The sequence below is a fragment of the Clostridium sp. BNL1100 genome, from assembly GCF_000244875.1.
Lineage (GTDB): Bacteria > Bacillota > Clostridia > Acetivibrionales > DSM-1351 > Ruminiclostridium.
The window spans coordinates 2059361-2079413 of the sequence record NC_016791.1; the positions used below are offsets into that span (position 1 = coordinate 2059361).

General features: G+C 38.7%; 23 protein-coding genes. 21 read left to right on the forward strand and 2 right to left on the reverse strand.

The genetic code is table 11. The features are described from left to right. Positions 1-12: 12 nt before the first annotated feature. Both coaW and CLO1100_RS08605 read right to left on the reverse strand, forming a co-directional pair. Positions 13-858, reverse strand: coding sequence for a type II pantothenate kinase (gene coaW / locus CLO1100_RS08600; protein ID WP_014313367.1), 846 nt, complete (start codon positions 856-858; stop codon positions 13-15). Between the two features lie 22 nt (positions 859-880). Continuing rightward, a complete protein-coding gene (locus tag CLO1100_RS08605) occupies positions 881-2533 on the reverse strand; it encodes an OPT/YSL family transporter (RefSeq protein ID WP_014313368.1) in 1653 nt (550 codons plus the stop codon). 440 nt (positions 2534-2973) lie between these two features. Here CLO1100_RS08605 and CLO1100_RS08610 point away from each other — a divergent pair, with 440 nt between their 5' ends. The 21 genes from CLO1100_RS08610 to CLO1100_RS08700 all read left to right on the forward strand — a co-directional run bounded on the left by CLO1100_RS08610 (position 2974) and on the right by CLO1100_RS08700 (position 20037). Further along, the gene (locus tag CLO1100_RS08610) at positions 2974-3750 is read left to right on the forward strand and encodes an NYN domain-containing protein (RefSeq protein ID WP_014313369.1); all 777 of its coding nucleotides are present in this window, start codon (positions 2974-2976) and stop codon (positions 3748-3750) included. 115 nt (positions 3751-3865) lie between these two features. Then, positions 3866-4222 carry a YlxM family DNA-binding protein gene (gene ylxM / locus CLO1100_RS08615; protein ID WP_014313370.1) on the forward strand — a complete coding sequence of 119 codons (357 nt, stop codon included), beginning with the start codon at positions 3866-3868 and terminating at the stop codon, positions 4220-4222. A gap of 35 nt (positions 4223-4257) precedes the next feature. Beyond that, on the forward strand, positions 4258-5604 hold the full coding sequence (gene ffh, locus CLO1100_RS08620; protein WP_014313371.1) for a signal recognition particle protein: 1347 nt from the start codon (positions 4258-4260) through the stop codon (positions 5602-5604). A 42-nt stretch (positions 5605-5646) separates the two neighbouring features. Then, entirely contained in the window at positions 5647-5892 is a 246-nt protein-coding gene (gene rpsP / locus CLO1100_RS08625) for a 30S ribosomal protein S16 (RefSeq protein ID WP_014313372.1), read from the forward strand. Positions 5893-6039: 147 nt separating this feature from the next. Next, the gene (locus CLO1100_RS08630) at positions 6040-6270 is read left to right on the forward strand and encodes a KH domain-containing protein (RefSeq protein ID WP_031341788.1); all 231 of its coding nucleotides are present in this window, start codon (positions 6040-6042) and stop codon (positions 6268-6270) included. A gap of 68 nt (positions 6271-6338) precedes the next feature. Further along, positions 6339-6848 carry a ribosome maturation factor RimM gene (rimM, locus tag CLO1100_RS08635; protein WP_014313374.1) on the forward strand — a complete coding sequence of 170 codons (510 nt, stop codon included), beginning with the start codon at positions 6339-6341 and terminating at the stop codon, positions 6846-6848. Further along, positions 6848-7537 carry a tRNA (guanosine(37)-N1)-methyltransferase TrmD gene (gene trmD, locus CLO1100_RS08640; protein ID WP_014313375.1) on the forward strand — a complete coding sequence of 230 codons (690 nt, stop codon included), beginning with the start codon at positions 6848-6850 and terminating at the stop codon, positions 7535-7537. The genes rimM and trmD overlap by 1 nt, the downstream gene beginning before the upstream one ends. A 184-nt stretch (positions 7538-7721) precedes the next feature. Continuing rightward, positions 7722-7892 carry a YezD family protein gene (locus CLO1100_RS20225; RefSeq protein WP_014313376.1) on the forward strand — a complete coding sequence of 57 codons (171 nt, stop codon included), beginning with the start codon at positions 7722-7724 and terminating at the stop codon, positions 7890-7892. Positions 7893-8027: 135 nt separating this feature from the next. After that, positions 8028-8936 carry a radical SAM protein gene (locus CLO1100_RS08645; protein WP_014313377.1) on the forward strand — a complete coding sequence of 303 codons (909 nt, stop codon included), beginning with the start codon at positions 8028-8030 and terminating at the stop codon, positions 8934-8936. A 28-nt stretch (positions 8937-8964) separates the two neighbouring features. After that, positions 8965-9312: a NifB/NifX family molybdenum-iron cluster-binding protein gene (locus CLO1100_RS08650; RefSeq protein WP_014313378.1), complete on the forward strand. Its 348-nt coding sequence runs from the start codon at positions 8965-8967 to the stop codon at positions 9310-9312. A 16-nt stretch (positions 9313-9328) separates the two neighbouring features. Next, positions 9329-10207: a nitrogenase iron protein gene (gene nifH, locus CLO1100_RS08655; protein WP_014313379.1), complete on the forward strand. Its 879-nt coding sequence runs from the start codon at positions 9329-9331 to the stop codon at positions 10205-10207. An 18-nt stretch (positions 10208-10225) separates the two neighbouring features. Continuing rightward, complete coding sequence (locus CLO1100_RS08660; protein ID WP_014313380.1) at positions 10226-11707, forward strand: nitrogenase component 1; 1482 nt, start codon at positions 10226-10228, stop codon at positions 11705-11707. Continuing rightward, complete coding sequence (locus CLO1100_RS08665; RefSeq protein ID WP_014313381.1) at positions 11691-13007, forward strand: nitrogenase component 1; 1317 nt, start codon at positions 11691-11693, stop codon at positions 13005-13007. Before CLO1100_RS08660 ends, CLO1100_RS08665 begins: the two co-directional genes overlap by 17 nt. Before the next feature lie 38 nt (positions 13008-13045). Next, positions 13046-14227 (forward strand): PLP-dependent aspartate aminotransferase family protein, encoded by a 1182-nt coding sequence (locus CLO1100_RS08670; protein WP_014313382.1) that lies wholly within the window; start codon positions 13046-13048, stop codon positions 14225-14227. An 8-nt stretch (positions 14228-14235) separates the two neighbouring features. Further along, complete coding sequence (locus tag CLO1100_RS08675; RefSeq protein WP_014313383.1) at positions 14236-15144, forward strand: cysteine synthase family protein; 909 nt, start codon at positions 14236-14238, stop codon at positions 15142-15144. A gap of 491 nt (positions 15145-15635) precedes the next feature. Beyond that, positions 15636-15785 (forward strand): hypothetical protein, encoded by a 150-nt coding sequence (locus CLO1100_RS20770; protein WP_014313384.1) that lies wholly within the window; start codon positions 15636-15638, stop codon positions 15783-15785. Then, entirely contained in the window at positions 15786-16841 is a 1056-nt protein-coding gene (gene rsgA, locus CLO1100_RS08680) for a ribosome small subunit-dependent GTPase A (RefSeq protein WP_014313385.1), read from the forward strand. A gap of 152 nt (positions 16842-16993) precedes the next feature. Continuing rightward, complete coding sequence (gene rplS / locus CLO1100_RS08685; RefSeq protein WP_014313386.1) at positions 16994-17344, forward strand: 50S ribosomal protein L19; 351 nt, start codon at positions 16994-16996, stop codon at positions 17342-17344. Positions 17345-17528: 184 nt separating this feature from the next. Beyond that, positions 17529-18230: a signal peptidase I gene (lepB, locus tag CLO1100_RS08690; RefSeq protein WP_014313387.1), complete on the forward strand. Its 702-nt coding sequence runs from the start codon at positions 17529-17531 to the stop codon at positions 18228-18230. 27 nt (positions 18231-18257) lie between these two features. Next, complete coding sequence (gene ylqF, locus CLO1100_RS08695; protein WP_014313388.1) at positions 18258-19136, forward strand: ribosome biogenesis GTPase YlqF; 879 nt, start codon at positions 18258-18260, stop codon at positions 19134-19136. A 133-nt stretch (positions 19137-19269) separates the two neighbouring features. Then, positions 19270-20037, forward strand: a complete 768-nt coding sequence (locus tag CLO1100_RS08700; RefSeq protein WP_014313389.1) for a ribonuclease HII — start codon at positions 19270-19272, stop codon at positions 20035-20037. Positions 20038-20053: the final 16 nt, after the last annotated feature.

A 20053-nucleotide genomic window follows, 5' to 3' on the forward strand; every position in this document is an offset into this window, starting at 1 on the left:
GTATAAGTATATCTACAACACTTCACGCATTGAAATTCCTTCGGTATTAAAGCATATTGCAGCACCCACTGCAGTTGCATATTCTGCATGTTCTGGTATCTGAAAGTTAACATTATACAATGCGCTAAGCTGATCAAATATGTTTTGGGCTTGTGGGACGTTTGTAAGGTTCCCCGTGAGAACAACATCCCTTATATTATCAATTCTTGTATTAAATACAGCTACCATACCTATTGTCTGAAAAACAAGGTTTATAATGCCCAGTGCTAAATCTGCTTTTGTTACAAGGTCACTTATTTTCCCGAAATTAGATGCAGTGGTTTCGCTGGGTAGGGTTTCCAGAGCTTCCTTGGATATGTCACCAATAGTTAAGTCAACGTTAGACAAATCGCCTCCGGCGGCTGTCTCAATAAGTTCATCGAAATGTCGCACATTAAGCATCCTGTTAGAAAGACCCAGGAGTGTACCTCCGCCGATACCGGTTCCTCCCAGATGTACAGCTGTATTATTTTCGGCTTTAACAAGTGCGGTACCTGTTCCCATACTTACGATGATGGCCTTCTTCAAATTACTTAGAAACAGGCCGCCCAAACCAATAGCCATAAATTCATCGACTTTAGCTGTTGGGATACCAAAAAGTCTGCTGTCAACAAACGATGAACCTACACCTGTTACCATAATCTGCTCAATGTCCTCTATTTTAAATGAATTTATACTAAGAAATTTGCCAAAAGCCCCATAAACAGATGCAATTGGGTCATTAGCACGAACGAGAAAAGGACTAATCATTGTTTTACCGTCAAAACCCACAATCTTGGTAGTACTTCCCCCAAGGTCAATCCCTATTACCTTACCCACAAAACCACTCCTCATTAATAAATTATCCTCTTGTAAACATTTTAACCAAAGCAATACCCACGCCTGTTATACCTTCACCGCCAAGAAGACCGGAGGCCGCAACAGTACCTGTATCATCAGATGATGATTTACTTCTTACACGGTCTGCTATAAACCTTATTACTCCACCTATAAATACTGCAGATGAGATTGTAAAGGGAAGGAAAACTCCTATACCGAGAGTAGCAGTTGGAAGACCAAAAAGATATAGAACAGCCCCGATGCCCACTGCAATACCAAAAACAATGGGATTGCCTATACCATTAATCATAGCTGAGACACCTACTGCCTGAGCAGCGGGTAAAGCAGTCTTCGAACCTACCTCACCAAATTGATTGATAATGGCAAACAAGGCAAGGGAAGCTACTACAGTGCCCACAACGCCTCCAACAATCTGAGAAATTAGTTGTGCTTTCGGGTTGGTTCCCAACATTTGCCCTGCTTTATAATCGTTGAATAAGTCTCCGGAGAAGCCGCTGGCAATTGCAGTACATGCCGCAACCATCAGTGCATCCATGGCATCAATTTTAACAAAAATCCTTATAGCCAGAAGAACAATTATTCCGAATATCTCCATGGGATTAATACCTGTCTGCCCCGTAATAGTTGCAGCCATTAGGGAAACAACGTAAATACCTATAATCAGTAAAACAGAAGGCAGCACCGGGATTCCGCCGGCAACTGTAAAAATGAAGGCAATAACAGTGCCTGATACAATTAGAATCCTGCTGGGATTGAAAATGTTATTTTTATTTTTAAAGTTTTCGGCTTTTTCTGAGTAAATACCCTTTTGTCTGCCTTTTAGCTTTTTAACATATGAATATATTATCCCTACTAAAACACCGAGGCCCGTACCTACCAGAAGTCCAATACCTGCACTGGTTGTAAATGAGGATGCGGCTGTTTTATCAGTAAATAACCCCAGCTTTGGGCCGAATGGAATTATAAATGCGTTGGAGAATAATGCTCCCAGAAACCAAACCCCTGTATAAAGTGTTCCGAGAATGTATCCCATACCCACTGCCATAGGTGAATTCCATACACCAAGATTGGAGTTTTTATTAAACATAAACGCATCAGGAACTAGTCTTACCTGATCCCTTAGAAATGTATAAACCGTTGAAATAAGCATTGTTCCAAAAAGAACAGCGGATTTTTTACCGCCTTCGTCGCCTGCCTTTATAGTTTCTGCCGCAGCTTGTCCGATAGGGAAGGGCAGAGCATTTTTTACAATATATCTGTACCGTAGAATGTAGGAAGTAACGCTTCCCAAAAGCATACCGGCAACAGCTATGGCTAATACTTTAATATAGTTTGATGAAAAACCTGCAGACCCTTTCCAAATACCCATAATCCATAAACCGGGCAGAGTAAAGGCAAGTCCGCCTGCTACCATTGCACCTGCAGACATTGCTGTCTGTGTTATATTGATTTCATTGTTAGTCGTTTTTCCAAAAAGCTTAAGAAGGCCCATTGACAATACCGCTACAAAAATTGTTGGCCATGGAAGGGCACTCATTCTCAAAGCAACATACATGGAACTTGCAGTTATAACACAAGAACCCAGAGAGCCAGTTACCAAACTCCTTAATGATAATTGCTCGACGCCCATAAACTTTCTTTCCTGATTATTCAAAATAAAATTCCTCCCCATTCAGTAAACATGTTACACAAGTTTTATGTCATTTATTCATAGCATAAACAGCATCAAAAATAGAAGTAACAAAAGCTGATACTCCTTAAAATAATAAATATTGCATTTACACAATTTAGAAAGAAAGATTTAAGTTTGAAAAACAGATATGAAGTACATCATAGAATCAACCCCCGTTCTCATTCCCTAATGGGATATAAGTCGAATTAAATGTAATTAATAAAAACATGTCTGGTTTCATAATGAATACCAGCTAATAAGATATGATACCATATAAGAAAAACCAGTGCAATCTTTAAAAATGAGTAATTATTATTTTTTGGGAAAAATAGAGGCAATAGTCAACTTTATATACAAAACAAGGGCTTAATGTGCTAGTATTAAGTTAAGTGATTTTATGAATGAAAGGAGTAGAGTGAAAAATGAGTCCTGATGAAATGAGGCTTGCAGTATTGATAGATGCAGAAAATGTGCCTTATAGCAATGTTAAGGGGATTATGGAGGAAATTGCCAGGCACGGTACCCCTACAATAAAAAGGATTTACGCTGACTGGACAAAACCAACCATGTCAGGTTGGAAAAATGTGCTACTGGAGAATGCAATAACGCCAATACAGCAGTACAGCTATACATCAGGTAAGAATTCTTCTGATTCGGCTATGATAATTGATGCAATGGATATTTTATATTCAGATCAGGTAGAAGGTTTTTGTATTATATCCAGTGACAGTGACTTTACAAGACTGGTTACCAGACTACGTGAAGCAGGTAAAAAAGTATATGGCATAGGGGAAAGAAAAACCCCCAGTCCTTTTATAGCGGCTTGTGACAAGTTTACATATATTGAAATAATAAGTGCCTCACTTCAAAATAGCAGGACATTTGATAATGGGGCCAAAAAAGAGGAAATAACCGAGAAGGAACAAAGGAGCGGTACTATATCCATTGGTAAGGATATAATAAATTTAATATCTGTTTCAATTAATGATGTTGAGGATGAGAACGGCTGGGCATTTCTCGGGGATGTAGGTAATCTTATTATCAAGAAGCAGCCTGACTTTGATCCCCGAAACTTTGGTTTTTACAAGCTGACGCATCTGATAAGAAAGCTAAAAGAATTTGAAATAGAAGAACGCGATACTAATAATTCTAAAATTAAACATATTTATGTCCGAAACAGAAGCAAACGTACGGACTAGATTTGTAAAGTAAAAATACTTGACAATATACTATGATTGTTTTAAAATAAGCTGTAAAGTAAAAATACTTGACAATGAATTTGATTAACCCCGCATTCAACTAATGGAGGTTAATATGAATAAAATATACGAAACTTCACTGCTGCTTGATTTTTACGGACAGCTCCTGACAGATCGGCAGTACGAAATACTTGATCTGCATTATAACAATGATTTTACTCTGACAGAGATTGCAGAACAGCTGAATATCAGCAGGCAGGGTGTATATGATAATGAAAAGCGCGGAAGGGCGCTGCTCATAGAGTATGAAAACAAACTGGGACTGCTGGGTAAATTTTCACAGCAAAAACAAAAGGCACAGAATGTGCTTGAGATGATGAAGAAACTTAAACATGGTGAATTGGGCAAAGAAAACACAGATATTATTAAAAAAGTAATTACTGAAATAGAAGATTTGGCAAATAATATATAATACAGGCTTTTGTTTAGCAGATTGGAGGTTTTTAGATGTCAGTTTTTGAGGGTTTGTCAGGAAAGCTCCAGGAAACAATAAAGAAAATTCGCGGACAGGGCAGAGTATCCGAAAAAGATGTAAAGGATATGATGAGAGAAATCAAGCTGGCTCTGCTTGAAGCCGATGTAAACTTTAAGGTTGTTAAAGAATTTATAAGCAAAGTATCTGAAAGAGCGGTAGGTTCTGATGTATTAGAGAGCCTTACACCGGGACAGCAGGTAGTTAAGATAGTTCATGAAGAACTGATAGAATTGCTCGGCAGGGAGCAAAGTAAGGTTACATTTGCACCAAAACCTCCGACAATTTTTATGATGGCAGGGCTTCAGGGTGCAGGTAAAACCACTACGGCGGGAAAACTTGCAAATCTTTTGAGAAAACAGGGTAAAAACCCTTTGCTTGTTGCTTGTGACGTATATCGTCCGGCAGCTATAAAGCAGCTCCAGGTATTGGGAAATCAGTTGAATATTCCTGTATTTACACTGGAGAACAATCAGAATCCTGTGCAAATAGCTAAAGAAGCAGTTAGCTTTGCAGAAATGAAACAGCATGATCTGGTTATAATTGATACGGCGGGAAGACTCCATATTGACGAAAAGCTTATGGATGAACTGTTAAATATAAAGAATTCAGTTAAACCTCACGAAATACTTTTGGTTGTTGACTCAATGACAGGTCAGGATGCGGTAAACGTGTCTGAAACCTTTAATGAAAAGCTGGGTATTGACGGAGTAGTCCTTACGAAGCTTGATGGTGATACAAGAGGTGGTGCTGCTCTTTCTGTTAAATCTGTTACAGGTAAGCCCATAAAATTTGCTGCAATGGGTGAAAAGCTCAACGATATTGAGCCGTTTTTCCCTGACAGAATGGCATCCAGAATACTTGGAATGGGCGATGTTCTCAGTCTCATAGAAAAAGCTCAGGAAGCATATGACGAGAAAAAGGCTATTGAACTGGAAAAGAAAATGCGTACCATGACGTTTACGCTGGAGGATTTTCTAGATCAGATGCAGCAAATAAAGAAAATGGGACCTATCGGCGATTTGCTTGGCATGATGCCGGGTGTGGACTCAAAGGCTTTGAAGGACATAGATATTGATGAAAAGCAGATGGGACGTACGGAAGCTATTATCCAGTCAATGACAAGAAAAGAAAGACTGGATCCGTCAATTATAAACGGAAGCCGCAGGAAAAGAATTTCTGCCGGAAGCGGTACTACCATACAGGAAGTAAATGCACTCTTAAAGCAGTTTGAACAGATGAAGAAAATGATGAAAATGATGAGTGACATGGGCAAGAAAGGTAAAAAAGGCGGGCTTGGAAAGTTTAAGATGCCTTTTTGATAAATGATTTTGATTATAATCCTTTGAAGGAGGTGAAAATAAATGGCAGTAAAGATTCGTTTAAAGAGAATGGGTGCTAAGAAGAACCCTTTTTACAGAGTAGTTGTTGCTGATTCAAGATACCCAAGAGACGGTAGATTTATCGAGGAAATCGGTACTTATAATCCTGTTGTAGAACCAGCTCAGATTAAAATTGATGCTGAAAAGGCTCAAAAATGGATAAAGAACGGTGCTCAACCAACAGATACAGTTAAGTCACTTCTTAAGAAGCAAGGTATTGTTGAATAATTATCTAAAGCATAAAACAAAGGGGCTAAAAGGCCCTTGTGTTTTATTTGGCTGGGTTAGCCTCTTTTATTCTCTTACATACTGAGAATAAAGGAATTCATTTAGTTACAATTCGAAAGCCGCTTTAGGCTCATGGAGGCTAATATGATGAAGGAATTACTTGAAAGTATTGCAAGAGCCCTTGTGGATTTTCCGGATGAGGTTTTTGTAAATGAAATTCAGAATGAAAAGTCTATAATTCTTGAACTCAAAGTTGCAAAAGACGATATGGGCAAGGTTATCGGCAAACAAGGCAGAATTGCCAAAGCAATCAGAACTGTTGTCAAGGCTGCTGCAGTCAAGGATAACAGAAGAGTAGTTGTTGATATCATTCAGTGAGATAAGGGGCATAAGCCCCTTTACTTGCGTTTAAAAAGTTATATTTTCAGTAAAGGTAAGGTGACAATATGCTGGAATATTTGATTGTAGGACAATTGGTAAATACCCATGGTGTAAAGGGCGAACTAAAGGCAACAGCCCAAACTGATGATCCTCAGAGGTTTAAAAAACTAAAATGGGTTTATATAGATAAAAATGGCAGTCTTGAAAAGTACAATATAAGCGGTGTTAAATTTTTTAAGCAGTTTGTTATAATAAAATTTGAGGGCATAGACAGTATTGAAGAAGCTGAAAAGCTGAAGGGCTTTTACATTAAAGTGGACAGGGCAAATGCTGTAAAGCTTCCTAAAAACTCATTTTTTATAACAGATATTATCGGCCTGAAGGTTTATGACGAAAACAATCAGCTTCTTGGAGAATTAAAGGATGTAATACAGACAGGCAGTAATGATGTATATGTTGTAAGAGATTCTGAATCAAAAGAAATTCTCATACCTGCACTAAAGAGTGTCGTGAAAGAAATTTCCATTGAAGAAGGAAAAATTTCAGTTATATTACCGAAAGGACTGCTTGATTAATGAAATTTGACGTACTGACGCTGTTTCCAGAATTATTTGTTAGCGTGATGGGAGAAAGCATTATCGGGCGTGCCCAGAAAAACGGCCTTGTTGAAATAAATGCGGTAAATATCAGAGATTATTCAAAAGACAAGCATAAGAAAGTGGACGACTATCCTTTTGGCGGAGGCAATGGAATGGTAATGATGTGCCAGCCTGTTATTGATGCCTACAAAGCCATAACAGAAGGAAGGGAGCAAAAGCCTAAAGTACTATACATGAGTCCACAGGGAAAAGTATTAACTCAGGAAATGGCCAAAGAGCTTTCAACCCAAGAACATCTTATTCTTTTGTGCGGACACTATGAAGGTATAGATGAACGCATAATAGAAGAAATAGTTGACGAAGAAATTTCTATTGGAGATTATGTACTGACAGGCGGCGAGCTGCCGGCTATGGTACTTATTGATTGCGTAAGCAGGCTTATCCCGGGAGTATTGTCAACGGAAGGCTCTTTCAGTGACGAGTCACATTTCAATGGATTACTGGAATATCCTCAGTATACAAGGCCTGCAGATTACAATGGAAATAAAGTTCCTGACGTATTATTGTCAGGACATCATGCAAATATAGAGAAATGGCGAATGCAGCAGTCATTGGATAGAACCAGGGAAAAGAGACCTGATTTATATGAGAAATTTAAAAAATAATATAATGAAATATATAGGCATTCCTTATAATTAAGAGGAGTGCTTTTTGTTTGAATAATTTGATATAACTATTGACAAATAATTCAAGTCGTAATATACTATCAATAACATATCAAACATATATGAATTATAATTTTACTAGGATTTATTATTTTTAAAAGAAATAAAAAAAGGTGGTGCTATTATGAGTCAACAACAGCAAAGTATTGAGCAATTGAAAGTACCAATCTCAGAACAAGATATCCAAAAGCTATATGATATGGCCAAATCTCTAAGGTATGGCTCAATCACTCTGGTTTTTCAGGATGGAAATCTGATACAACTGGAAAAAAATGAAAAGGTCAGGGTAAAATAATAGAATAATTTTTCTTACATACTTATTTTTAATGATATAGATTTAGTTGACTAAAAAAATTAGAGGCTAAGTTAAAACCATTGTTGGTTTTGCTTGGCTTTTTTTATTGTATATAAACATAAAGGGGGCGGCACTATGACAAACTGCTGCAAGGTTGAAATTGAAGAAATTCAAACTGATCAAAAATTTAATCATCTTTTGGGAAAACACCCGTGTTTTAGTGCAAGGGCACATTTTAAATACGGAAGAATACATTTGCCTGTTAGTCCTACATGTAACATTCAGTGTAAATTTTGCAAAAGATGTATAAATAAAATTGAAAACAGACCGGGTGTTGCAGCAAAAGTACTTACGCCCAAGGAAGCGATTAAAATAGTAGCTAAAGCTTTGGAACTTTGTCCTGAAATAAGCGTGGTGGGTATTGCAGGCCCCGGAGAAACACTTGCTACAGCTGATGCTCTTGAGACTTTTGAAATGTTGAACACTGAATACCCTGATTTAATTAAATGCCTTAGTACAAACGGTCTTATGCTTGACAAATACTCCGAGAGAATTATTAATGCAGGTATAAAAATGGTGTCGGTTACAGTAAATGCTGTGGAGCCGGAAATTCTGCAGAATATCTGTTCAGGAATATTTTGGAATGGCAGTTATTTAAATGGCTATGAGGGGGCTGAAAAGCTCATACAAGAACAAATAAAGGGGATAGAAAAACTGAGCGGTAAAGGCATAGCAGTAAAGGTAAATACTGTACTGATACCGGACTTAAATTACGAGCATATCGAAGAAATTGCACGGGTGGTCTTGAAAGCCGGGGCATCCATTATAAATATAATTCCACTTATTCCGCAGCATGAAATGAAAAGTTTCAGACCACCTGATTGCAATGAATTGAACAATGCCAGAGAGTGGGCAGGAAAATACCTGAATGTTTTCAGACATTGCAGGCAATGCAGGGCAGATGCATGTGGCATTCCGGGTAAGGGCAAGGAGCTTGGAAATCTACTCTATGATTTTCCCATGGAAACCTTTTCACATGGCTAATGAGTAAACAACTAATCAGGAGGCTAATATGGCTTATAAAATAGCAATAGCCAGCAGTGACGGTAAGGTGGTAAATCAGCATTTCGGCCACTGCAGGCAGTTTTTGATATTTGAGAATGATGAAACGGGTAGATGGAAGTTTGTTGAAAGAAGAAACACGTTTCCTGCTTGCAAAGCGGGAGAGCATAGTGAAGCATCCATGCAGTATGTTGTCACACTACTTGAAGACTGTAAAGCTGTGGCCGCTGCGCAAATAGGTTTAGGCGCCGTTCAGGCTCTGACGTTGGCGCAAATAAGGGCCTTTTGTGCTGTAGGTCTTATAGAACAGGTTCTTGAAAAAGTTAATGAAACTTTAAATATAAAGACAGAAAGCTAATATTGGGAGGTTAAAAATGGCTAAAAAAATCAAACAAATTGCAATTTATGGTAAAGGGGGCATTGGCAAATCAACTACAACTTCAAATATAAGTGCCGCTCTTTCGGCAGCAGGATACAAAGTAATGCAGTTTGGTTGCGACCCCAAGAGTGATTCAACAAATACACTGAGGGGCGGAAACTACATCCCCACAGTTTTAGACACTCTTAGAGAAAAAAACACAGTAAAGGCCCACGAAGTTATTTTTGAAGGATTTAACGGTATTTACTGCGTAGAGGCAGGCGGCCCGGCTCCGGGCGTGGGATGTGCAGGAAGAGGTATTATTACAGCGGTTCAGCTGTTCAAACAGCAGAATATTTTTGAAGAGCTTGATTTGGATTTTGTTATATATGATGTTCTTGGAGATGTTGTTTGCGGTGGGTTCGCCGTTCCAATAAGAGAAGGAATTGCGGAACATGTTTTCACGGTTTCATCGGCTGATTTTATGGCAGTTTACGCTGCTAACAACCTTTTTAAGGGAATACATAAGTATTCCAATTCAGGGGGAGCCTTACTTGGCGGTGTCATAGCAAATTCTATAAATGCACCTTATGCAAAGGATATTATCGACGATTTTGCAAAACAGACTCATACACAGGTAGTTGAATATGTACCAAGGTCGGTAACAGTTACTCAAAGTGAATTACAAGGAAAAACCACCATTGAGGCTGCCCCTGACTCACAACAGGCAAAAATATATAAAGCTTTAGCTGCAAAAATTGCAGGACACGAGGAGTCAAAGGTACCATCACCACTGGATGTGAAGGAACTAAGAAATTGGGCTGCAAGATGGGGTGATTATTTGCTGGCTCTTGAAACAGGTGAAATCAGAACGGTTGCAGCAGGAAATCTATAATAAAGGAGACTGGAAAAATTGAGCAACATAAATATGAAAAGCCCGGAGGTTCAGATAAGAGAGGTGCGGTTAGGTTCCATAACAGGCTTTGAAGGAACTGCCGGGGAGCTTGTAAGGTGTGCCAGAGCAGGTAATTTGCAGGATAAATCAAGAAGCTTCAGTCAGTGTATGGGCTGCAGCTCCAGAAATGCATTCTGCCAACTGTCAATGATAAAAGATGCAGTTGTTATTAATCATGCACCAGTAGGTTGCTCGGGGGATTTTTTTGGTTTCAATTTCACGTACCGGGTAGGGCAGATGGAAAGAAATCTGCCTCCTGCAATAGGCAGATACTTTAATACAAATATCGAAGAAAAGGATACTATTTTCGGAGCTACCCAAAAGCTTGAAGCAACTATAAGGGAGGTATATACAAGGCTTAAACCAAATGCTGTTTTTATAACTACCTCCTGTGCCTCTTCCATCATAGGGGATGATGTAGAGTCAGTTGCCAACAATTTGACTGATGAACTTGGAATTCCCATAGTAGCTTGTTTCTGCGAAGGGTTCCGGTCTAAAATATGGACTACGGGTTTTGATTCTGCCTACCATTCTATAGTACGTAAAATAGTAAAACCACCTAGAAAAAAGAGTAATAAGGTAAACATAATCAACTTCTGGGGTTCTCATATTTTTGACGAGCTTTTAAAGCCCTTGGGCTACGAACCCAACTATATAGTACCGTTTTCAACTATTGCCGATTTGGAATACATATCGGAGGCAGCTGCAACTATTCAGATATGCCCTACTCTGGGAACTTATTTCGGGGCTGCTTTAGAGGAGATATACGGGGTACCTGAAATTAAGGCACCTCCGGCATATGGTATTAGCGGTACTGACCAGTGGATGAGAGAATTGGGTAAGGTACTGGATAGACAGGAAGAAGTAGAAAAAATAATCGTCAAAGAGCATATAAGAGTTATTCTCAAGCTTGAAGAATACAGGGATAAGTTAAAGGGTAAAACAGCTTACGTTACAGCAGGAGCATCCCACGGTCATGCTTTGATTGCTCTCTTAAGAGAGCTTGGTTTATCTGTACAGGGGGCTGCCATATTTCACCATGACCCTGTTTATGATAATGGTGAGCCTGATTCTGACACTCTGCTACATACAATAAACACATATGGTGATGTGCATAATTACAATGTCTGCAATAAGCAGGCTTTTGAACTTGTAAATATTTTAAACAGGATGAGGCCGGATATTATGATTGCAAGGCATGGGGGAATGACGCTCTGGGGGGCAAAGCTGGGAATACCTACATTACTCATAGGAGATGAACAATTTGGCTTCGGATATCAGGGGGTTCTTAATTATGCTGAAAGAATATTAGAAACACTTGATAACAGAGAATTTGTTTCAAATTTAGCAAAGTACAGCTCAATGCCATATACAAAATGGTGGCTTGACCAGAACCCATTTTCATTTCTCGGAGGTAATGTACATGTTGAAGTTTATTGAACAGCCAAGATATTCTTGTGCCATAGGAGCTCAGCAGACAGTTGTTGCCATCAAAAGAGGTGTTCCCATTTTGCATGCCGGCCCGGGCTGCAGTGCCAAGGTAAGCGATATAATTGGCCAAGGAGAAGGCTATGCAGGAGGAAATAACATTCCATGTACAAATACCGGTGAAGCAGATGTGGTATACGGTGGAGAAGAAAGGCTGAGAAATGTAATTGACGGAGCATTAAAGGTAATGGACGGTGATCTGTATGTTGTACTTACAGGATGTACCTCTGATATTGTTGGTGACGATGTGGGGAGAGTTACGGCAGAGTACCAACAGCAGGGAAAGCCTATAGTATTTGCTGAAACAGGAGGTTTTAAGAGCAATAATTATGTAAGTCATGAAGTAGTAGTAAATGCAATAATTGACCAGTATGTGGATATCAATTATAAAGGGGAAAAGACCCAAAAAAATCTGGTAAATGTTTTTGCAACGGTTCCTTATCAGGACCCATACTGGAATGGCAATCTTGAAGAACTCAAAAGAATCCTTGAAGGTATAGGCCTTAAAGTAAATATACTTTTCGGAAATGAATCCAACGGAGTTAGTGAATGGAAAACAATTCCTCAGGCGGAATTTAATATACTTGCAGGTGCTTGGACGGGCCTTGGAATAGTAAAGCATCTGGAAGAAAAATACGGGACACCCTATTTGCATTTTCCGTATCTTCCTATCGGGGGTATAGAGACAACAAGATTCTTACGAGATGTTGCGGAATTTGGGAATCTTGATAAGACAAAGGCAGAGGCCTTTATAAAAAGTGAAGAAGAAAAATACTATTCATTTATTGAAAGAACAGCTGATTTTATGCTGGAATTCAGGTATGGCCTTCCAAGGAGGTTCTATACCATACTTGATGCATCATATTCTTTGGGTTTCTCAAAGTTTCTACTCAATGAGCTTGGAATAATTCCTGCAAAGCAATTTATTATTGATGATACTCCCGAAATATACAGAAAACAGATTGAACAACAGTTTTTAAAAATATCTGACTTTAGGACTTCATCAGTAGCATTTTCAATAGACGGGGGCGAAATTCAGAAGGAAATCAGGCAGGAACAACAGAAAAACAGAGCTTTGATTTTGGGAAGCGGATGGGACAGAGATTTGGCAAACGACATAAAAGCTGATCTCCTTATTGTCAGTGCACCTGTTACATACCGTCTGATTCTGAATTGCGGTTATGCAGGTTACAGAGGAGGCCTCAGGGCAATTGAGGACATATATGACAGAGTTTTAAACACATACAGGTAAGGTATTTAATTAATGAAACATCTAAAGGGGGATTTAATATGGAAAGCGACATGATAACAGAAGCGGACATGCAGAGCTTAATTAGTACGTTGGTAATACATGGAGGGACAGACGGAGATGAAAGGACCGGTGCCGTAAGTGTACCCATATATCAGACATCAACATACAGACAGAAGGAGCTCGGTGTACATAGCGGGTATGAATATTCAAGAACGGGTAACCCTACTAGGGAATCCTTGGAAATACTTATAAATGAACTGGAAGGTGGAACGACAGGTTTGGCCTTCGCCTCAGGAATGGCAGCTATAACCGCAGTATTAATGCTTCTTAAAAGCGGTGATAGTGTTATCATACCCAGTAATATCTACGGCGGGACCTTCAGAGTACTTGACAAGATTTTTAAAAATTTCAATATAGAATATGAGATAGTAGATACATCTGACTTGGTAGAGGTAGAAAAACGGATTAATCAAAAGGTGAAGGCAGTACTAATAGAAAGTCCTGCAAATCCTCTGCTTACAATAACAGATATAAGAGGTATTTCAGAAATCGCCCACAGACACGGGGCTCTGGTTATAGTTGATAATACCTTTATGACTCCTTATCTGCAAAGGCCAATTAAACTGGGTGCGGACATAGTGCTGCACAGTGCCACAAAATATCTGGGAGGACACAGTGACGTAATTGCGGGGCTGGTTGTAGCAAAGGATAAAGCCACAGGGGAACGTTTAAAGTTCATACAGAATGCCACAGGTGGTGTCCTCTCTCCATTTGATTCGTGGCTCCTTATTAGAGGAGTAAAGACGCTGACAGTGCGTATGGATAGACATATTGAGAATGCCCGGTATTTAGTTGAATTTCTGAAAAACCATGCCGGAGTCACAAAAATATATTATCCGGGGCTATCTGAAAATGAGGGGTATTCAGTTCATAAAAAGCAGTCTTATGGCCCGGGAGCAATGATTTCCTTTGTATTATCAGATGATTATGATATAAAGGAATTTTTCAGAAATATAAAAGTAATAACCCTTGGTGAAAGCCTGGGCGGAGTCGAATCTCTGGTTAGCCATCCGGCTAGTATGACTCATGCTTCCATTCCTTATGAGGTAAGACAGAAGGTGGGAATCGTAGACAACCTTATAAGACTATCTGTTGGGATTGAAGACAAGGAGACACTTATAAACGATCTTGAAAATGCTTTTAAAAAAGCTGGAAAGTGAGGTTGTTTATGAGATATTATAATGATATTCGAGAGCTTATAGGTGGAACACCTCTTCTAAAACTTAATCATTCTGATATAAAGGAAAATGTAAATACTTATGCAAAATTGGAGCTATTTAATCCCGGCGGCAGCGTAAAAGACAGAATGGGAGTTGCACTTATAGAAGATGCAGAGAACAAAGGAATTTTACAAAAAGGTTATACAATTGTAGAAGCTACAGCCGGAAATGCCGGTATTGGTATAGCTTTAGCTGCATTAAACAAAGGATACAGGATTCTTTTTGCAGTTCCAGAGAAATTTTCACATGAAAAATTGGTTATAATGGAGGCTTTAGGAGCTGAAATAATACATACTCCCCTTGAAAAGGGAATGAACGGTGCGTTTGAAAAAGTAGAGGAACTGCTGGCAGAGGTAAAGAATTCTGTATGCCTTAGCCAGTTTACCAATCCGGTAAATCCAAAGATTCACTATGAAACTACAGGACCTGAAATATACAATGATCTTGACGGAAAGATAGACTATGTAGTAGCCGGAGCAGGTAGTGGAGGTACAATATCAGGAGTAATGAAGTACTTGAAGGAACAGAATAGAAACATAAAGGGGATACTGGCTGATCCGGTTGGTTCCACAATGGGCGGAGGATTACCCGGATGTTATTCAATAGAAGGAATAGGAAATACGTTTATGCCTGAAACCATGGACTGTTCACTCATTGATGAAGTAATAAAAGTCAATGACAGTCAGGCACTTGAACAGGTGAAACTCCTTGCTAAGCAAGAGGGTTTGCTTGTAGGAACTTCTTCAGGAGCTGCAATGTATGCTGCAAGAGTAATTGCGCAAAGAGTGGAACATGCAAGTGTGGTAGTAATTTTTCCTGATAGGGGAGACAGGTACATAAGTAAAAATATTTTTTAAATCTAACGTTTACACCCTCCACAAAAAGGGGTATACACGGTTGTAAACCATATACCCCTTTTTGAGATTTTTATTATTAAGAATCAAATTTAAGACTCAATTGACAATTACTGATATGCCTTGTATAATTGGAAATGTACGGATAATAAGTATGAAAGGAGTTGTTTTAATGTCTGTAAAAAATGTTGAGGTGTTTTTCTATTAATTAAATACTGGCACAGGTATATATTCAAGGGCCTTTTTATAAAATTAAGGTTTAATTGATTTTACCGTGCAGCTTCTTTCGAGCAACCTATATCGTGTATATATGCAGTTATGTGCCGGCACGCATTTAAGTAGCGTGTTTTTTTATTACATTTTTTGCATTATTAAATCGCTTTTATACCCGCAGGTGGTCGTTATCTGCGGGTTTTTTGCGTGCTTTTTAGAGTTGTGAAAAAGTAAGATGGGAAAATAAATTTATTGAAAAATTCAAAAATGGAGTGATGATAATGGCAAAAAAGAAAACTACTTTTGATTATATGAGAGAAATACGTGGAAGCTGGGTTATAAATCCCAGAACCAGAGTTCAGGAAAACAATATGAGAAATAAAAAGAAGAGAAGGCAGGAAGAAAAGAAAATAATAAAGGATGGGTACTAAATGAATATAAATGAATATGGCTGGGACGATTATTTCGAGAGTGAATGGAACAAAATGCCCACAAAAGACATGTATCCGGCAAGAATAATAGCAGACTACGGGCAAATGTTGAGAGTTGTTACTGACAAGGGAGAGCTATGTGTCAACAGACCCTTGAATAAAGATAATAATTATTTACAGCTTGCCGTGGGTGACTGGGTCGGCCTTGAAGAAATTGAAGCTGCGGAATATCCGGTGATACGCTTTGCACTTTCAAGAAAGACAAAGTTTTCAAGGGCTGCTGTAGGTTTTGAAGCAAAGGAGCAGATAGTTGCCGCAAATGTTGATACGGTTTTCCTTATACAGTCATTAAACAGGGATTTCAACATGAAACGTCTGGAAAGATACCTTATAGCAGCCTGGGATAGTGGAGCCATGCCTGTTGTTGTACTTACCAAGGCTGACTGCTGTGATGACATACCACAGAAGATGGCTATTGCAGCGGCCTCTGCGCCGGGTGTTGAAGTAATCAGTATAAGTAGTAAGACGGGAGAAGGGTTGGAAGAAATAAAAAAATTTCTGACACCCGGGAAAACAATAGCTTTGCTGGGTTCATCAGGAGTGGGTAAATCAACACTTTTAAATACACTGGCAGGTAAAGAGCTTCTAAAAACACATGAGGTACGGGAAGACGACAGCAGGGGCAGACACACCACAACCCACAGGGAACTGGTGCTTTTGCCAGAAGGTGGAATACTTATGGATACGCCGGGAATGAGAACCCTTTCGCTATGGGAGTCCGAAACGGGTATGGAAATAATGTTCGGGGACGTGGAAAAACTGACAGGCCAATGTCGGTTTTATGACTGTAAACACCAAAATGAACCGGGGTGTGCTGTCAGATTCGCCCTGGAATCTGGGGAACTTGACATTACCAGATGGGAAAGCTGGCTTAAACTGCAAAAGGAAATGGCACACCTTGAGGCTAAAAAAGAGGGGAAGCTGAGATTGCAGGAAAAGCAGTGGGGACGACAGATTTCAAAGCTTCAGAAGGAATTCCGAAAAGGAAGGGGTTGACAATAATTTTGGTCTAAACTAAATATTTTGATTTAGAATTTTTACTTTACAGTATATATTTTATTATGTTATAATATCACTCGTGTGTAATACGGATGGTCCTCTGCACTTATGATGCACGAACATCTAGGAGAGGAAGGAGGAAACAAATAATGGATATATTGAAGTCAATCGAAAATGAACAAATAAGAACTGACCTTCCTAAATTGGAAATTGGTGATTTTATCAAAGTTCATGCTAAGATTAAGGAAGGAAACAGGGAAAGAATACAGGTATTCGAAGGTACTGTTATAGCTTTAAAAGGTTCTGGATTAAAGGAAACTTTTACAGTTAGAAGAGTATCCTACGGTGTAGGTGTTGAAAGAGTATTCCCTGTTAACTCACCAAGAATCGACCATATTGATGTGGTTAGAAAAGGTGTTGTTAGAAGAGCTAAGCTGTACTATCTCCGTGATAGAGTTGGTAAGGCTGCTAAAGTTAAGGAAAGACTTGACAGAAAATAAGCATTAAGAGACAAAAACCTAGGGGCGACTGTTCCTAGGTTTTTAGTTATATAAAAATATTATATTATATTTATATTATTTATCTAAATCGCATTTGAAAAAAGTGCTATATTTATATATAATAGTAACGTTCTAAATGGAAATTTGGAAATCTTGATTATATAAATTTTAAGGTGGTGTTTCAATGGAGAACCAGAATATGGACGATAAGGATCAATTGAACTCGGAAAAAAACATTTCGGAAAATAATGCAGATGGTTCTGATAATGAAGGTGTTAAAGAAGAAGCAGGTACAGCTAAAAAAAAGAACTCTGTAGGCAGAGAGATTTTTGAGTGGTTTTTGGTGATTGTAGCCGCATTAGTTATATCCATGGTAATAAAGGCTTTCGTATTTTCAACCTATAAAGTTAATATGGTATCAATGGAAAATACACTTTTTGAAGGCCATAATGTAATAGTTTATAAGACAGGTTATTTTTTCAGTGAGCCAAAACATGGGCAGATAATAGTTTTTACACATGAAGAGGGCCAGTTTAAAGGCTTGCTTAAATATTTGCCTGTAGCAAACCCCGGGGAAGTTGATTATATAAAGAGAGTAATCGGAGTACCGGGAGATGAGATTGACATCAGGGATGGTTACGTTTGGAGAAAATCATCGGGAGATAAGGATTTTGTCAAGTTAGATGAGCCATATGCAAAGGGGCTTACAGACTCACATGGAATGCAGCTTCCCTATAAAGTGCCTGAGGATAAGTTATTTGTAATGGGTGATAATAGGGAACAGAGCCTTGATTCAAGGCAAATTGGTCCGGTTGATATTGATTCTGTCATAGGACACGCTGTAGTAAGGATATGGCCTTTTTCGAAATTTGGGGGATTAAAATAACATAACTTCATATACAAAGGAGAAATTATGAACATTCAATGGTTTCCGGGGCATATGGCAAAAACAAGAAGGTTAATAGCCGAGAATTTAAAGCTTGTTGATGTTATTATTGAGCTTCTTGACGCGAGAATACCATTTAGCAGCAGAAATCCTGAAATAAATTCATTAATAAATAATAAGCCCAGACTGGTTGCTTTCAATAAATCCGATCTTGCAGATGATAGAATATCAAGGCAGTGGATAAAGTGGTATGCTGATCAGGGAATTGATTGTATTCTGATTAATTCCATAAATGGAAAGGGACTTAACGAAATTAAAGCCAGGGCTAGGGAATTAATGTCTGAAAAAATAGAGCGTAACAAGGCAAAGGGAAAACTATTTACCCCTGTGAGAACCATGGTTGTGGGTATTCCCAATGTGGGTAAGTCATCCTTTATAAACAAGATTGTTGGTAAGGCAACAGCGGTTACCGGTGATAGGCCCGGTGTAACCAGAGGTAAGCAATGGATACGAATAAACTCAGAAATGGAGCTTCTTGATACACCCGGTATACTATGGCCAAAGTTCGAAGATCAGGAAGTAGGTATGAACCTTGCATTTACCGGAGCCATTAAGGATGATATTATGGACACAGGGGAAGTTGCCATGGAGCTTCTCCACAGGTTGTCTAAAACGTACAATACCGAGCTTTGTACCCGATTTAAGCTGGATCCAGAAGCTATAAAAGACATGGAACCTCTTGAATTATTGGAGACGGTTGGACGTAAAAGAGGGTGTATTGTTTCAAAAGGTCAAATAGATTATTCGAGAATTTCAGCTATAGTTCTGGATGAATTCAGGGGTGGGAAGATAGGACGGATAACCCTTGAGAAGCCAGGTGACAGGGCTGAAACAAAGACTGAATAGAAATTTAAAAAGGTTGCCCTTTTAGGGCAGCCTTTTTATGGCAAGAGCCATTTCTTTATAACACTAGTCATTATAAATAATATATAATAAAGTAAATGCATTTATTATATTGAATATATTGGAGAATGTAAAAATGGGAAATTTAACACTTAAGCAAATTCAGGAAGAGGCTCAAAAGCTTTCAGTTCAGGAAGCAATTGAGTACTTGTCGTCTTTACATAACACAGGTTTTAAAGTAGATAAGCTGTTGGAAAAGTATTACAAACTAAAAGAAAAGCACGGAAAGGAAATGGAACGCCTTCAAAAAATGCTCTGCTTTGAAAGACAAGCTATAAGTGAAGGCTTTGATTACATCGCAGGCGTTGACGAAGCAGGACGCGGACCTCTGGCCGGCCCTGTAGTTGCAGCTGCTGTTGTTTTACCTAAGGGACTGACAATAGAAGGTGTAAATGATTCAAAAAAACTTTCAGAGGCTCAAAGAGAAAAATTGTTTGATGAAATAAAAGATAAAGCCCTTTCTTATGGGATTTCAGTTATTGATGAAAAATACATAGACGAGGTTAATATTTTAAATGCTACCAAAATGGCAATGGCTGATGCATTAAGCCAGCTTAATCCCATTGCTGATTTTATTCTTTTAGATGCTGTAAGCCTTGATAATATAAGTACAAAGCAAGTTCCTATTATAAAGGGCGATAGCTTGAGTCTGTCCATTGCAGCAGCTTCAATTCTTGCAAAGGTTACAAGAGACAGGCTTTTAACAGAATATGATGCAAAATATCCCCAATACGGGTTTGCTGCACACAAGGGTTATGGAACTCCACAACATATTTCTGCTATTAAAAAATTCGGTCTTTGTCCGATACATAGATTAAGCTTTGTTAAAAATTTCGTGGAGTGATACATATTCTTCAGAG

Bases quoted from the DNA above. Each gene is read 5' to 3' on its own strand.
- CLO1100_RS08610 (WP_014313369.1), top strand. From the start codon at position 2,974: ATGAGTCCTGATGAAATGAGGCTTGCAGTATTGATAGATGCAGAAAAT.
- ylxM (WP_014313370.1), top strand. From the start codon at position 3,866: ATGAATAAAATATACGAAACTTCACTGCTGCTTGATTTTTACGGACAG.
- ffh (WP_014313371.1), top strand. From the start codon at position 4,258: ATGTCAGTTTTTGAGGGTTTGTCAGGAAAGCTCCAGGAAACAATAAAG.
- rpsP (WP_014313372.1), top strand. From the start codon at position 5,647: ATGGCAGTAAAGATTCGTTTAAAGAGAATGGGTGCTAAGAAGAACCCT.
- CLO1100_RS08630 (WP_031341788.1), top strand. From the start codon at position 6,040: ATGAAGGAATTACTTGAAAGTATTGCAAGAGCCCTTGTGGATTTTCCG.
- rimM (WP_014313374.1), top strand. From the start codon at position 6,339: ATGCTGGAATATTTGATTGTAGGACAATTGGTAAATACCCATGGTGTA.
- trmD (WP_014313375.1), top strand. From the start codon at position 6,848: ATGAAATTTGACGTACTGACGCTGTTTCCAGAATTATTTGTTAGCGTG.
- CLO1100_RS20225 (WP_014313376.1), top strand. From the start codon at position 7,722: ATGAGTCAACAACAGCAAAGTATTGAGCAATTGAAAGTACCAATCTCA.
- CLO1100_RS08645 (WP_014313377.1), top strand. From the start codon at position 8,028: ATGACAAACTGCTGCAAGGTTGAAATTGAAGAAATTCAAACTGATCAA.
- CLO1100_RS08650 (WP_014313378.1), top strand. From the start codon at position 8,965: ATGGCTTATAAAATAGCAATAGCCAGCAGTGACGGTAAGGTGGTAAAT.
- nifH (WP_014313379.1), top strand. From the start codon at position 9,329: ATGGCTAAAAAAATCAAACAAATTGCAATTTATGGTAAAGGGGGCATT.
- CLO1100_RS08665 (WP_014313381.1), top strand. From the start codon at position 11,691: ATGTTGAAGTTTATTGAACAGCCAAGATATTCTTGTGCCATAGGAGCT.
- CLO1100_RS08670 (WP_014313382.1), top strand. From the start codon at position 13,046: ATGGAAAGCGACATGATAACAGAAGCGGACATGCAGAGCTTAATTAGT.
- CLO1100_RS08675 (WP_014313383.1), top strand. From the start codon at position 14,236: ATGAGATATTATAATGATATTCGAGAGCTTATAGGTGGAACACCTCTT.
- CLO1100_RS20770 (WP_014313384.1), top strand. From the start codon at position 15,636: ATGGCAAAAAAGAAAACTACTTTTGATTATATGAGAGAAATACGTGGA.
- rsgA (WP_014313385.1), top strand. From the start codon at position 15,786: ATGAATATAAATGAATATGGCTGGGACGATTATTTCGAGAGTGAATGG.
- rplS (WP_014313386.1), top strand. From the start codon at position 16,994: ATGGATATATTGAAGTCAATCGAAAATGAACAAATAAGAACTGACCTT.
- lepB (WP_014313387.1), top strand. From the start codon at position 17,529: ATGGAGAACCAGAATATGGACGATAAGGATCAATTGAACTCGGAAAAA.
- ylqF (WP_014313388.1), top strand. From the start codon at position 18,258: ATGAACATTCAATGGTTTCCGGGGCATATGGCAAAAACAAGAAGGTTA.
- CLO1100_RS08700 (WP_014313389.1), top strand. From the start codon at position 19,270: ATGGGAAATTTAACACTTAAGCAAATTCAGGAAGAGGCTCAAAAGCTT.